Source organism: Lentzea sp. CC55 (genome assembly GCF_021056325.1).
GTDB lineage: Bacteria > Actinomycetota > Actinomycetes > Mycobacteriales > Pseudonocardiaceae > Lentzea > Lentzea jiangxiensis.
Map to the genome: position 1 here is coordinate 19,504 of NZ_JAJCXE010000029.1, position 13,834 is coordinate 33,337.

Annotated in this window: 11 protein-coding genes; 5 read left to right on the forward strand and 6 right to left on the reverse strand. The window is 69.4% G+C overall.

From position 1 onward, the window contains the following. Position 1 precedes the first annotated feature (1 nt). Entirely contained in the window at positions 2–1,927 is a 1,926-nt protein-coding gene (locus tag L6E10_RS24410; protein ID WP_236221866.1) for a flotillin family protein, read from the forward strand. Next, entirely contained in the window at positions 1,924–6,360 is a 4,437-nt protein-coding gene (locus L6E10_RS24415) for a DNA repair ATPase (RefSeq protein WP_236221867.1), read from the forward strand. The genes L6E10_RS24410 and L6E10_RS24415 overlap by 4 nt, the downstream gene beginning before the upstream one ends. Here L6E10_RS24415 and L6E10_RS24420 read toward each other — a convergent pair. Together L6E10_RS24420 and L6E10_RS24425 are read right to left on the reverse strand one after the other, a co-directional pair. After that, positions 6,357–6,875, reverse strand: a complete 519-nt coding sequence (locus L6E10_RS24420) for a hypothetical protein (protein WP_236221917.1) — start codon at positions 6,873–6,875, stop codon at positions 6,357–6,359. The genes L6E10_RS24415 and L6E10_RS24420 overlap by 4 nt on opposite strands. An 86-nt stretch (positions 6,876–6,961) precedes the next feature. After that, the gene (locus L6E10_RS24425) at positions 6,962–7,408 is read right to left on the reverse strand and encodes a PPOX class F420-dependent oxidoreductase (protein ID WP_236221868.1); all 447 of its coding nucleotides are present in this window, start codon (positions 7,406–7,408) and stop codon (positions 6,962–6,964) included. Here L6E10_RS24425 and L6E10_RS24430 point away from each other — a divergent pair. Both L6E10_RS24430 and L6E10_RS24435 read left to right on the forward strand, forming a co-directional pair. Then, a complete protein-coding gene (locus L6E10_RS24430) occupies positions 7,407–8,219 on the forward strand; it encodes an oxygenase MpaB family protein (protein ID WP_236221869.1) in 813 nt (270 codons plus the stop codon). The two genes, L6E10_RS24425 and L6E10_RS24430, sit on opposite strands and share 2 nt — an antisense overlap. Before the next feature lie 82 nt (positions 8,220–8,301). Continuing rightward, complete coding sequence (locus L6E10_RS24435; protein WP_236221914.1) at positions 8,302–9,117, forward strand: glutamate ABC transporter substrate-binding protein; 816 nt, start codon at positions 8,302–8,304, stop codon at positions 9,115–9,117. Here L6E10_RS24435 and L6E10_RS24440 read toward each other — a convergent pair. After that, complete coding sequence (locus L6E10_RS24440) at positions 9,114–10,286, reverse strand: Ig-like domain-containing protein (RefSeq protein WP_236221870.1); 1,173 nt, start codon at positions 10,284–10,286, stop codon at positions 9,114–9,116. The two genes, L6E10_RS24435 and L6E10_RS24440, sit on opposite strands and share 4 nt — an antisense overlap. 324 nt (positions 10,287–10,610) lie before the next feature. Here L6E10_RS24440 and L6E10_RS24445 point away from each other — a divergent pair, with 324 nt between their 5' ends. Further along, entirely contained in the window at positions 10,611–10,814 is a 204-nt protein-coding gene (locus L6E10_RS24445; RefSeq protein WP_030477903.1) for a cold-shock protein, read from the forward strand. Positions 10,815–10,908: 94 nt separating this feature from the next. Here L6E10_RS24445 and L6E10_RS24450 read toward each other — a convergent pair whose 3' ends face one another. The 3 genes from L6E10_RS24450 to L6E10_RS24460 all read right to left on the reverse strand — a co-directional run bounded on the left by L6E10_RS24450 (position 10,909) and on the right by L6E10_RS24460 (position 13,830). Further along, entirely contained in the window at positions 10,909–11,211 is a 303-nt protein-coding gene (locus L6E10_RS24450; RefSeq protein ID WP_236221871.1) for a hypothetical protein, read from the reverse strand. Between the two features lie 232 nt (positions 11,212–11,443). Continuing rightward, positions 11,444–13,627 carry a cation-translocating P-type ATPase gene (locus L6E10_RS24455; protein ID WP_236221872.1) on the reverse strand — a complete coding sequence of 728 codons (2,184 nt, stop codon included), beginning with the start codon at positions 13,625–13,627 and terminating at the stop codon, positions 11,444–11,446. Then, a complete protein-coding gene (locus L6E10_RS24460) occupies positions 13,624–13,830 on the reverse strand; it encodes a heavy-metal-associated domain-containing protein (protein WP_236221873.1) in 207 nt (68 codons plus the stop codon). Before L6E10_RS24460 ends, L6E10_RS24455 begins: the two co-directional genes overlap by 4 nt. Positions 13,831–13,834 lie beyond the last annotated feature (4 nt).

A 13,834-nucleotide genomic window follows, 5' to 3' on the forward strand; every position in this document is an offset into this window, starting at 1 on the left:
CATGGGTGCGATCTCGACGGGGTTGATCGTGCTGATCGCCGTGATCGTCGTAGTAGTGGTCCTGGCGCTGATCACGCTGAGCAGACTTTTCAAGAAGTGCGAGCAGGGCAAGGCGCTCATCGTCTCCAAGATGCGCAAGGTCGACGTGACCTTCACGGGCACGGTCGTCCTCCCGGTGCTGCACCGGTGCGAGACGATGGACATCTCGGTGAAGACCATCGAGATCCGCAGGGCGGGCAACGAGGGCCTGATCTGCAAGGACAACATCCGGGCGGACATCCGCATCACGTTCTTCGTGCGGGTCAACAAGACCGTCGAGGACGTCATCAAGGTCGCGCAGGCGATCGGCACCGAGCGCGCGAGCCACGAGCAGACGCTGCAGGAGCTGTTCAACGCCAAGTTCTCCGAGGCGCTCAAGACCGTCGGCAAGCAGCTCGACTTCGTCGACCTCTACACCCACCGCGACGAGTTCCGCGACCGGATCGTGCAGGTCATCGGCACCGACCTCAACGGCTACAGCCTCGAGGACGCGGCCATCGACTACCTGGAGCAGACGCCGCTCAAGCAGCTCGACCCCGCGAACATCCTGGACGCGCAGGGCATCCGCAAGATCACCGAGCTGACCGCGATCGAGCACGTCAGGACCAACGAGTTCACCCGCAACGAGGAGAAGGAGATCACGCGCCAGAACGTCAGCGCGCGTGAGGCGATCCTGGAACTCGAACGGCGCCAGGCCGACGCGGAGATCAAGCAGCGCCGCGAGATCGAGACCGCCCGCGCCCAGCAGGAGGCCGAGACCCAGAAGGTGCAGGCCGAGGAGCGTCTCAAGGCCAACACCGCGTTCATCCGCACGGAGGAGCAGCTCGGCATCCAAGCCGAGAACAAGGCCCGCGAGATCGCCGTCGCCGAGAAGAACCGCGAGCGCGTGATCGCCGTCGAGACCGAGCGCATCGAGAAGGACCGCATGCTCGAGGTCATCGCCCGTGAACGCGAGACCGCGCTGCGCATGATCGAGAAGGACAAGGAGCTCGAGCACGAGCGCCGCGCGATCGCCGACCTGGTGCGCGAACGGGTCGCCGTCGAGAAGACGGTGGCCGAGCAGGAGGAGAACATCAAGCGGCTGCGCGCGGTCGAGGAGGCCGAGCGCGAGCGCCAGCAGATCGTGATCCGCGCCGAGGCCGAGGCGCAGGAGTCGCTGGTCAAGGACATCAAGGCCGCCGAGGCCGCGGAACAGGCCGCGCAGCACAAGGCCCGCGAGGCCGTCGTGCTCGCCGAGTCGCGCCAGCAGGCCGCCGACCTCGACGCCCAGGCCAAGATCCGCCTCGCCGAGGGCACGCAGGCCGAGGCCGCCGCGAAAGGCCTCGCGGACGCACTGGTCAAGGAACGGGACGCCGTCGCGTCCGAGGCGCTCGGCCGTGCCGAGGCCGTGGTCGACCGCGAGAAGGCGCTCGCCGACGCCGAGGGCATCAGGGAACGCCTCAAGGGCGAGGCGGAAGGTCTGTCGCACAAGGCCGAGGCGATGGCCGCGCTCGACACCGCCACCCGCGAGCACGAGGAGTACCGCCTGCGGCTCGAAGCCGAGAAGGAGATCCGCCTCAAGGGCATCGACGTGCAGCGCCAGATCGCCGAGGCCCAGGCGATGGTCCTCGCGGCCGGCCTGGAGAAGGCCGACATCGACATCGTCGGTGGCGACACGATGTTCTTCGACAAGATCGCCGCTTCCATCACCGCGGGCAAGCAGGTCGACAGCTTCGTCGGCAACTCCGACGTCGTGCAGGCGCTGGGCTCGAAGTGGATGGACGGGTCGCAGAGCTTCCCCGAGGACCTGACCAAGATCCTCAGCTCGTTCACCACGGGTGACGCGCAGAACATCGCCGCGGCGATCGCGCTGACCCAGATGGCCAAGAACAACGGCCAGAACGCATGACGGCAGCCACCCCTCCTGGGCTGGACGCCGGAACGTACGAGGTGTTGCGGGCCCGGCTGGCCGAGCAGGCCGCCGGGCTCGCCCGCGGCACCGAGGCGCTGAACGACCGGCGCGTCGAGACGTTCGGCAGCACGGCCCTCGAACTCGTCGCCACCGAACGCATCCGCACCGAGAACAACTGCGTGCCGCGCGACATCGTGGCACTCGGCGACGTGATGCTGTTCGGCTACAACGTCTTCATGGGCCTCAAGCCCGAGACGGCGGTCGGCGACGTCTTCGCGGTGCACGGCCGGGACTTCGCCACGGTCGAAGCACCGTTCCTCCAGGACCCGAGGTTCCGCAACGACTTCGCCGAGCTGTACCGGTACTACCGCGAGACGCGGCTGCTCCAGTTGCGAATGGTCGAGTCCCGGCTGCTCGCGGTCTTCCAGACCGGCGCACGGCTCGAGGACATCCGCGTCCTGCGATGGGACGTGAAGGTCGACGGCACCGTCACCTACGTCGACAACCGCGGCGACCGCGACCACGTCTTCCCGCCCTCGCACGACTTCACGTGGGTCGAGACGACCCGCGAGCAGCACGTGCTGGGCCGGCACCCGCACATCGCGATCGACGGCGAGGTCTTCGTCGAGACGGTCGGCGGCACGCTCACGGTCAAGGTGGAGAACAACACCGAGACCGGCGAGGGCGTCTACGAGGAGCCCGTCGACGAACCGCTGCAGAGCCTCGCGGACGCGGAGGTGCACTACGCCCGCGTCGGCCCGTTGATCCTGCTCAGGATCCTGCCGTACAAGGAGACCGCACCCCGGCACCTGGTCTTCAACACCCGCACCAAGGCCGTCACCCGGCTCGACGGCATCGGTCAGGCGTGCCGGCGACTGCCGGAGGACCAGGGGATCATCTTCCCCGGCGGCTACTACCTCGTCACCGGCGCCGACAAGACGTTCGACGTCGACACCGGCGAGCTGGAGTTCGAGCGGGTCGTCCGGTCCGCGAACGGGGAGGACGTCCTCTACGTCTTCCACGCCCGCCGCGAGGGCCGCAGCCTCCTGCTGCCCTACAACGTGATCCGCAAGGAAGTCGCGACGCCCATCACCTGCCACGGCTACTCGCTCTTCGCCGACGGCACCCTGGTGGTCTTCCGCGAGACGAGCTCGGAAGCCGTGCGCGTGCACCCGATGCAGGTGTGGCGCACGCCGTTCACGACCGTCGAGGTGCTGCCCAACCAGGCCGGTCCGCTCGCCCGCATCGGCAACGCCGAACTCGTCCGCGGCATCTCGGACTGCCTGTCCATCACCAGGATGAGCGCCGAGATGACGCCGAGCGCGCCGGTGTTCGAGGGGCTGATCGCCCTGTGCACCAGGGTGGTCGACAACGTCCACTGGCTCGACGAGCTGGGCCTCAAGCAGGACGTCCTGGCCGTGCGCGCCACGGCCGAGCAGGTGCTGGACGAGTTCGAGGCCGTCCGGACGCTCACCGAGCACGCGGCCGGTCAGCTCCGCGCGGCGTCCGAGGAACTGGCGAGCCTGATCAGGCTCGCGAGGTCGGCCGCGCCGCGCAGCGCCGACGAGTGGGTGCGGCTGCTGGCCGACCTGAGGTCCGCCCAGGGCCGGCTGATCACGCTGAAGGACCTGAGGTACGTCGACCTCGACGACGTCGACCGGCGCGAAGCCGAGCTGGTCGAGGAGCTGGGCGCGTCCGCACGCCGAGCCGTCGCGTTCCTCAGCGGCGAGAACGCCTTCGCCCGGTACCACGAGGAGATCGACGGGATCGCCGCCGCGGAGCTGAGGACCGCGGCCGAGGCGAAGCCGTTGCGCGACCGGCTCGCGCAGCAGCAGGCCGGGCTGGAGGTGCTGACCGAGGTCGTCAGCACCCTGGACGCCGCCGACACGACGACGCGCACGCGGATCCTGGCGAGCATCGGCGAGGTGCTGGCCGCGGTCAACCGCGCACGGGCCACAGTGGACGGCCGGCGCGCGCAGCTCGCGAGCGCCGAGGGCCGTGCCGAGTTCGCCGCGGAGTTCGCGCTGCTCGGGCAGGCCGTCACGGGGGCGCTCGCGGTCGCGGACACCCCGCAGCGCTGCGACGACCAGCTGGGCCGCCTGCTGCTGCAGCTCGAGAACCTGGAGTCGCGCTTCGGCGAGTTCGACGACTTCCTCGCCCAGGTCGACGCCAAGCGCACGGACGTCTACGAGGCGTTCTCCGCCCGCAAGCAGACGTTGCTCGACGAACGGGCGAGGAAGGCCGACCGGCTCGTCCAGTCCGCGGAACGGGTTCTCGGCACGATCCGCCGCCGCGTCGGCAAGCTCACCTCGGCCGACGAGATCAACACGTACTTCGCGGGCGACCCGATGGTCGCCAAGGTCCGCGCGGTCGCCGAACAGCTGCGCGAGCTCGGCGACGTCCGGGCCGGCGAGCTCGACGCGGGTCTGCGCGACGCCCGGCAAGAGGGAGGCCGGGCACTGCGCGACCGGGCCGATCTGTACGACGGCGCGTCGATCGTGCTCGGTCGTCACCGCTTCCCGGTGACGACCGAGCCGATGAACCTCACCCTGGTGCCGCGCGACGGCCGGCTGTTCTACGCGATCACCGGCACCGACTACCGCAGCGAGGTCACCGACCAGGAGTTCGCGGAGACCAGGCCGTTCTGGGACCAGCTGCTCGTGAGCGAGACCCAGGACGTGTACCGCTCCGAACACCTCGCCGGCTGCCTGCTGGCCGAAGGCCGCACCGACGTGGTGAACGCGGCCGCCGAACGCTACGACGAGGGTTACGAGAAGGGCGTCCACGACCACGACGCAGAGAAGATCCTCGCTGTCCTGCAACGGCTCCACGCCGGCGCCGGTCTGCTGAGGTACCCGCCGGCCGCCCGTGCCGAGGCTCAGCTCTTCTGGGCGGCGCAACGGGAGGAGCACCGCGCGGTGTGGGCGCGCAAGGCCGAGTCGCTGGCCCGCGCCCGCACGATCTTCGGCGGCACGCACGGCATCCCGGAGCTCTGCGCGCAGTTCGGCCTGCCGGACCTGGCCGCGGAGTACCTGTTCGAGGAACTCGCCTGCGAACCCACCGGGTTCGTCACCGGCAAGGCCGCCAGGGCGGTGATCGACAGGTTCCGCGCGGTCGTGACCGAGGATCTGCACGACCGCGACCTGATCGAGGCGTGGCTGAGCGCGTTCCTCGGCGACGAGGACTGCCCCGAGTTCCCGGAGGTCGTCGCCGTCCTGCTGACCGACCTGCCGCGGTACGACTCCAGCGCGTCGCTCACCGAGACCGTCACCGGCCTGCTCGGCACGCACCCCCGCGTGCACGACCGGACGATGGAGGTCCGCCTGGACGAGACCCTCGCCAGGCTCAGGACGTTCGCCACCGAGCAGGTGCCGGCCTTCCGGGCCTACCAGCGCAAGCGCGACGAGCTCCTGGCGGAGGAGCGCCGTGCGCTCCGGCTCGACGACTACCGCCCCGCAGTGCTGAACACGTTCGTGCGCAACAGGTTGCTCAACGAGGTCTACCTGCCGCTGATCGGCGACAACCTCTCCAAGCAGTTGAACGACGGCACCGGCCTGCTCATGCTGATCTCCCCGCCCGGCTACGGCAAGACGACGCTCGTGGAGTACGTCGCGAACCGGCTGGGCATGGTGTTCGTCAAGGTCAACGGCCCGGCGCTGGGAACCGGCGTCACCTCGCTCGACCCGCGGGAGGCACCGAACGCCACCGCACGCCAGGAGGTCGAGCGGATCAACTTCGCGTTCGCCCTCGGCAGCAACGTCCTGCTGCACCTCGACGACGTCCAGCACACCTCACCGGAACTGCTGCAGAAGTTCATCTCGCTGTGCGACGCCCAGCGACGTGTCGACGGCGTCTGGGGCGGGGAGGCACGCACGTTCGACCTGCGCGGCAAGCGCTTCGCCGTGTCGATGGCGGGCAACCCGTACACCGAGACCGGCCGCGCCTTCCGGGTCCCCGACATGCTCGCGAACCGCGCGGACGTGTGGAACCTCGGCGACGTGCTGTCCGGCCGCGAGGCGCTCTTCGCGTTGAGCTACCTGGAGAACGCGTCCGGGTCGAACCCGACGCTGAACGGCGTCGACGTGGAACCGCTGGTGCGCCTGGCGAACGGCGAGAGCGTCGCGCACGACCACGAGACCGTCGAGCTGGAGCGGATGCTGTCGGTCGTGCGGAAGCTGCAACGCGTCCAGCAGGTGGTGCTCAAGGTCAACCAGGCCTACATCGCCTCGGCCGCGAACCCGTCGGAGCAGCCGTTCCTGTTGCAGGGCAGCTACCGCAACATGAACAGGATGGCCGCGCGGGTCGTGCCGGCGATGAACGACGACGAGGTCGAGGCGCTGATCGACGACCACTACCTCGGCGAGGCGCAGCTGCTCGGCGGGCTCGCGGAGGCGAACCTCGCGAGGCTGCGGGAGCTGAAGGGCTCCTAGCGCTCGTCGCACTTGATCTCGAACCGGTCGGAGCGCCGGCCCCCGGGCCCGCGCACGTCGACCGGATCGAGGTTGTGCTTCTCCAGGAGGTCGCAGAACCCCGCGGCGTCGAACGTCCACTCCAGGCACCGGTTGAAGTCGTCGTCCTCGAAGTACTCCGCGTCGCAGCGCAGCAGGTCGAAGACGTTCGGCGGCTTCGGCCTGCCGGGCCGAGGCGGAGGCGGAGGCTGGCGCGGCTCCTGCCGGGGCGGCGGCGGGCCCGCGTCGCCGCGCGGCGGAGGCGGCGGGGGCGGCGGGGGCGGCGGCGGAGGAGGGGGTGCGTGCTCGACCGCACCGATCGCGGAGACGGTGGTCGTGGCGGTCGCGGTGACGACCTCGGGAGGCAGCGGTGGCGGGGCGACCAGGCGGATGTCCACCGGCTTGTCCGGCGGTGCCGCGAGCACCGCCGCGATCAGGGCAGCGCCCATCACCGCCGCCGCGGCCGAGAAGTGGCCGCGGCGTCTGACACCAGTCATCGCTTTCGCTCCCCAGGGTCCGCCTGCCCGGTAGCAGCCGTCCCCGTGGAATCGTTGCGCCCGCTAACGGTGTTACCGATTCATCGTCAACCTGTCTTGTCCGGCCCCGCGCTGGTCAGCGAAACGCGCAGGACGACCCGCTGCTCGCGTTCCATGGCGGCCCGGTAGTCGTTCCAGTCGGAGTGCTCGCCGGAGATCGTCCGGTAGTACTCGACCAGCAGGTCCATCGCCTCGGGCAGCTCGACCACGGTCGCGGTGCCGTTGATCTGGATCCAGCGGCCGAAGAAGCTGTCCGGCAGCACGCACAGCGACACCTGCGGGTTCCGCTGGACCTGCTTCGTCTTGTACGCCGTGGCTCGCGTGGAGACGAGCGCGTCGCCGTTGTCGTCCAGCGCGACGAGCACCGGCGACATCGACGGCGTCCCGTCCGGCTTCAGCGCGCAGAACACCGCGCGGTGCTGGCTGCGGAGCACTTCCCGTGCCTGGTCCAGGTCCATGGCCTTCATCCTGGCGAGGCGGGACGATGTCCGCATGCCCGATCCCAATTCCGTGAGCTGGCAGATGCACGCCGACCCGACGATGTGGATCGCCGGGATCGCGAGCCTCTACCTCCAGGCGCTGCACCCCAGGGCGGTCGCCGGTGTCGTGCAGAACTCCAACTTCCAGGCCGACCCGCTCGGCAGGCTCAAGCGCACCGCGGACTTCGTCGGGCTCGGCGTCTACGGCACCGACGAGGAAATCGCCACCGCCTCGGCACGGGTCCGCGCCACGCACCGCAGCCTCCGCGGCGTCGTCGACGGCAGGTCGTTCCGCGTCGACGAGCCCGAGTTGTTGTTGTGGGTGCATTGCTCGGAGGTTTACTGCTTCGAAACAGTTCTCGACCGTGCGGGGTACGGACTGTCGGACCGGCAGAAGGACCTCTACTACGCCGAGCAGCGATCCGCCGCGGCTTTGGTCGGATTGCACCCGGATGAAGTACCGGGGACGCGCCGCCAGATGGACGAGTACTTCGAGCGGATGCGTCCTGTTTTGGCACGAACGACCGATTCCGATGTGATCTACACCTTCTTGCACGGCCCGCCGGTGCGGGGTTTCGTCCGGCACGGCCTCCCGCTCTACCGCGTTCTGGTGGGCCACCTGGCCTACTCCGTGCTGCCCGATTGGGCCCTGGAACTGCACGGCCGCGCGCCTTACGCGCACGCGGACCTGTGGCTCAAGATCATGCGTCGAGCTGCGCTTTTGGTACCGGGCAGGATCAGGAGGCTCGCTCCTCCCGGTCATCTGAAGCGTGCGATCGAGCGCCACGGGAAGCATGTGACGCCGAGCCGGTCGAGGCTCCCGTAGTTGTCATACGTCACAGTTGATCATCGCCGCAGGTCCGTAGCATTGCGCACGAATCCTCACCACCCCCGGAAGGCCTGTCGTGATCCGTCGTGCCGCGCTCCTGACTGCCGTTGCGGTGTTCGCCACCGCCTGTGGGAGCGGAGACGCCAGCACAGTCATCGGACGTGCCGACTCCGGAAAGCTGACCATCGGCATCCGCTACGACCAGCCGGGCCTGAGCCAGCGGCGGCTCGACGGCCGCTACGTCGGCTTCGACGTGGACGTCGCCAAGTACGTGGCGAACGAGCTCGGGGTGAAGGACACCGGCATCACCTTCAAGGAAGCCCGCGGTGCCGCCCGCGAGGCGATGCTGGAGAGCGGCGAGGCCGACCTGATCGTCGCCTCGTACTCCATCACCGACGCCCGCAAGGAGAAGGTCGCCTTCGCCGGCCCGTACTTCGAGACGGGCCAGGGCATGCTGGTGCGCTACACCGAAGCGGCCATCCAGGGTCCGGAGACCATGAACGGCCGAAAGCTGTGCTCGGTCAAGGGTTCCACGTCCGCCCAGAAGGTGAAGACGGACTTCGCGCAGAACGTGCAGATCGTCGAGTACGGCCAGTACTCCGACTGCGTGATCGCGCTGATGGCGGGCAACGTCGACGCCGTCACGACCGACGAGGTCATCCTCGCCGGGTTCGCCGCGGAGAACCCCGAGCTGCTCAAGCTCGTCGGCAAGCCGTTCTCCAAGGAGCGCTACGGCATCGGGGTTCCCAAGGGGGACGACGAATCGCGTGACGCCGTCAACAAGGCCATCGAGAAGATGATTTCGAGCGGTGAGTGGAAGCGGGCCCTCGAACGCAACGTCGGTCCGTCGGGGTACGAGATCCCGCAACCACCCACCATCACCGAGAAGTCCTAGGGCGTCGCGGCGGACTTGCTGGTCCAGGTCGCCCAGTCGATCGTCCACTCCCAGTAGTCGCCGGGAGCGACACCGCTCGGGTCGGCCGCGCCGAGCTGGATCGTCGAGCCGGTGACCTCGACCGGGTCACCGACCATCGTCAGGTCGTAGAAGGTCTTGGCGTTGGGGCCGGACAGGTTCGCGCAGCCGTGCGACACGTTCTCCTTGCCCTGCTTGGCGACCGTGCCGTTGTTCTCGTGCACGAACTCGCCGTTCTGGGAGATCAGCACGGCCCAGGTGACCGGGATGTTCTCGTAGTTGAACGTCCTGTTGGTCATCAGTCGCGAGGCTTCCTTCTGCTGCACCACGTGGATGCCGGAGCGGCTGACGGCGCGCGGGTCGTCCTCCATGCCGTAGGACGCCGGGAAGTCGTGCAGCAGCACGCCGTCGCGGTAGATCTCGAACCGCTTGGTCTGCGTGTTCGCCTTGGCCACCAGCGCACGGTCCGCGATCTTGAACTGCGCGTGCACGTCGCTCTTGCCGTACGCGCCCCCGCCGAACGGCACGCCGTGGACGTCGACGTCGAGGAAGACCTCGGTGCTCGGCTTCCAGTACTCCTTCGGCCGCCAGTGCGCCTCGGTGTCGGACAGCCAGGCCCACGCGCCCTCGGTGGGCACGGAGGTCCTGACAGTCATGGCCTTCTGGACCGACGCCTTGTCCTGCACCGGCGCGCTGAAGGTCACCTTCAGCGGCATCGCGACGCCGTAGGTCTGGTTGTCGCCGACGTTCAGCTTCGCGCTGATGAGCTTGCTGGGCTTGACCGTGCGGAACGATCCGCTGACCGGCACCTCCGCGCCGTCCCGGCCCTTCGCCGAGCCGGACCACGTGTAGACCTTGTCGTAGCCCAGGTCTTCGGTGGCGACCCACCGGTCCGCGGTCAGCTCCCCCTTGACCACCCGGTTGTCCGCGCCCGTCAGCGCCACGGCGGTGAGCGACCCTCCGGTCACCGCGACCTGGAAAGGTCCGGCCGGGCTGATCCCCTCACCCGACGCCGGCGTGACGGTCAGCGCCGCCTCCGCCTTCTCCTGCTCGGCCGGCGCGGTCGCCGACGAGGCGCCGGAAGGTGTGTCAGGTGCGGCGCTGCAGGCGGTCAAGCCCAGCAGCAAAGCCAAAACCAGTGGCCGGATCACGTGCTCTCCCCAAGATCCCCTCGATCAACGCAGAGAAGACGCGCAGGGGGTGGAACACGTTGCGTCGGGCATTGCGATCACCCGCTCGGACCAGCGGCTTTACCCCTGTTGAAGCAGTGAACCGGCCGGTAATGACCAGTAGTGCTATGACCAATCACACGTTAGGCTGACCCGCGCAGGCCGTGGTTTCTGTGTTCGTGCTTCACACGCTCGCGGAACGACACGCGGGCGTGCGGTGCGCTCTCAGCGAGTCCGCCGAACGCCCCCGGGACGGCCGGGGTTGCACGGTGCAGCCCCAAGCTTTCCTGCGATGGAGGCAGGTTCATGGCACAGGGCACTGTCAAGTGGTTCAACTCCGAAAAGGGCTTCGGCTTCATCGCCCAGGACAACGGCGGCGCTGACGTCTTCGTCCACTACTCGGAGATCCAGGGTCAGGGCTTCCGCACCCTGGAGGAGAACCAGCGAGTGGAGTTCGAGGTCGGCCAGGGCACCAAGGGCCCGCAGGCCCAGAACGTCCGCGCGGTCTGATCAGCAAGACGCCGCAACTGCCGTACGTGAGAAGGACCCTCGACCGGGCTCGGTCGAGGGTCCTTCTCCGCTTCTGCTCGTGCACCGCGCCGGTCTAGTGGCCGCGCTGACGCGCTTCCCACTCCAGGCGCTGCATGACCCACTCCGTGGCGAGTGCCTGCGGGGACGTCTGGCGCTCCGCGGCGAGCTCCTTGAGCTGTTCGTTGGCCATGAGCTGCAACCGCAGCTGGTACACCTGAGCGCTGCCGAAGCCCGACGCGGTGGTCTCGTTGTCCGAGTCCGGGGCCAGGGCTGCCAGGTAAGAGGTCAGCTCCTCGTCGGGCAGCGTCTCCGCCTGCGGTTCGTCCGCGGGGCGGTGGCGGCCGGACTTGGAGCGTCCGAGGGATCCGATAGGCACCGGAACACGATAACGGCTCGGTCACGGAAGCAGAACATCTGTGACCCGGGTCACCCCCAGGTGTGGGTCTCCGGTCCGGGACGACTGCGGGGTCCGGACGCGGAGAGGCCCCCGCGCCAGGGGGAGGAACGCGGGGGCCGGAGGGGATCTCCACAGGCGCTGACCGGGGGTGTGTCAGCTTTTGGATTGTTGCACGCGCACGGTGCCTTGGGGAGAGTTCGCCGCGAAGTTCTTAGGCCGCCGTTGACCGGAAACCCCGTAGTCGCAAGCTGTTGGTAACAACGAACACGCTGCTGAAGGCCATCGCGGCCCCCGCGATCATCGGGTTCAGCAGTCCCAGCGCCGCGAGCGGGAGTCCAGCGACGTTGTAGGCGAACGCCCAGAAGAGGTTCCCCTTGATGGTGCCCAAAGTCTTGCGGGACAACCGGATGGCGTCCGCCGCCACCCGCAGGTCGCCGCGCACCAGGGTCAGGTCGCTCGCCTCGATCGCCACATCGGTCCCGGTTCCGACGGCCAGTCCGAGGTCGGCGGCCGCGAGCGCCGGGGCGTCGTTCACGCCGTCGCCGACCATGGCCACAACTCGGCCCTGTGCCTGGAGATTCCGGACAGCGGCGACCTTCTCGGCCGGCAGGACCTCGGCGATCACCTCGTCGATGCCGACCTCCGCGGCGACCTCGGCGGCCACCGCGGCGTTGTCACCGGTCAGCAGGACCGGGCGCAGGCCCAGCTCCCGCAACGAGCGGATCGCTTGTGCGGACGTCGGTTTCACGACGTCGGACACGGCGATGATGCCGACGACCTCGTCGTCGAAGGAAACCGCGACAACGATCCGAGTCGTGTGGGCGACCGCGGCCTCGGCCAGCTCCCGGGGGAGGGAGACGTCCCGCACCCGGCCGACGGTGACACGCCGTCCCTCGACGACACCGCTGACGCCCACGCCGTCCGTGGAGGCGAAGTCCGACACCGGCGGCAGGTCTCCTGCCTCGCGCACGACCGCCGCCGCGATCGGGTGCTCGGACGCGTTCTCGACGGCCGCCGCGAACCGCAGCACCTCGTCGCGCGACAGGCCGTCCGCCGCGACGACGTCGACCAGCGTCAGCCGGCCCGTCGTCACGGTGCCGGTCTTGTCCAGCACGACCGTGTCGACCCGGCGCGTGGACTCCAGCACCTCCGGGCCCTTCACGAGGATGCCGAGCTGGGCGCCGCGGCCGGTGCCCACGAGCAACGCCGTCGGGGTCGCGAGGCCGAGCGCGCACGGGCACGCGATCACGAGCACGGCGACGGCGGTCGTCACCGCGAACTCCAGGGGACGTCCGGCCAGCAGCCACGCGCCGAACGACGCCAGCGCGATCAGCACCACGACGGGGACGAAGACCGCGGAGACCCGGTCCGCCAGTCGCTGCACCTCCGCCTTGCCCGTCTGGGCCTGCTCGACCAGCCGGGCCATCCTGGCGAGCTGGGTGTCCGCGCCGACGGAGGTGGCCTCGACGACCAGCCGCCCGCCCGCGTTGACCGTCCCGCCGACCACGGAGTCGCCCTCGCCGACCTCGACCGGCACCGACTCGCCGGTGACCATCGAGCGGTCCACGGCCGAGCTGCCGTCGACGACTGCGCCGTCCGTGGCGATGCGCTCACCCGGACGGACCACGAACCGTTCGCCGGCCCGGAGGTGGCCGATCGGCACGCGGGTCTCCGCGCCGTCGCGCAGCACCGCCACGTCCTTGGCGCCGAGCGCGAGCAGCGCCCTCAGGGCCGCGCCCGCGCTGCGCTTCGACCGGGCCTCCAGCCAGCGGCCGAGCAGCAGGAACACGGTCACGCCGACCGCGACCTCGAGGTAGATGTCGCCGGAGGTGGTCGGACGCGGCAGGAGGCTGAACTCGTGCCGCATGCCGATCGTCCCGGCCTCGCCGAACACCAGCGCGTAGAGCGACCACAGGTACGAGACCGTGACGCCCATGGACACCAGGGTGTCCATGGTGCTGGCGCCGTGCCGTGCGTTGACGGCGGCCGCGCGGTGGAACGGCCAGCCGCACACCCACACGACGACGCTCGCCAGCGCCAGCGACACCCACTGCCAGGTTGGGAACTGCCACGCCGGGACCATCGAGAACGCGATCACCGGCACGCCGAGCGCCGCGGCGAGGACGACCCTCAGCCGCAGCTCACCGGCCTCGTCCACCTCGGGAGCCTCCGGCTGCGGCTCCTCGGCGTCGTAGCCCGCCGCCCGCACGGTCGACACGAGGTCGTCCACCCGCAGCGTTCCCGGGAACTGGACGCTGGCCTTCTCGGTCGCGTAGTTCACGGTGGCGGAGACGCCGTCGAGCCTGTTCAGCTTGCGTTCGATGCGGTTCGCGCAGGAAGCGCACGTCATGCCGCTGATGCTGAGCTCGACGTGACGAGGCTCGGTGGTGGTCATGCGACCTGGTACCCGGCCTCGGTCACGGCGGCGACGACCTCGTCGCGGGTGAGCTCGCGGTCGCTGGTGACGGTCACCGCGCCGGTCTCCAGGACGACGTCGACGCCCGTGACGCCGGCGACCTCGCCCAGCTCCTCGGTGACCGAGCTGACGCAGTGGCCGCAGGTCATGCCGGTGACGGTGTAGGTGGCAGTGACGGACATGAGA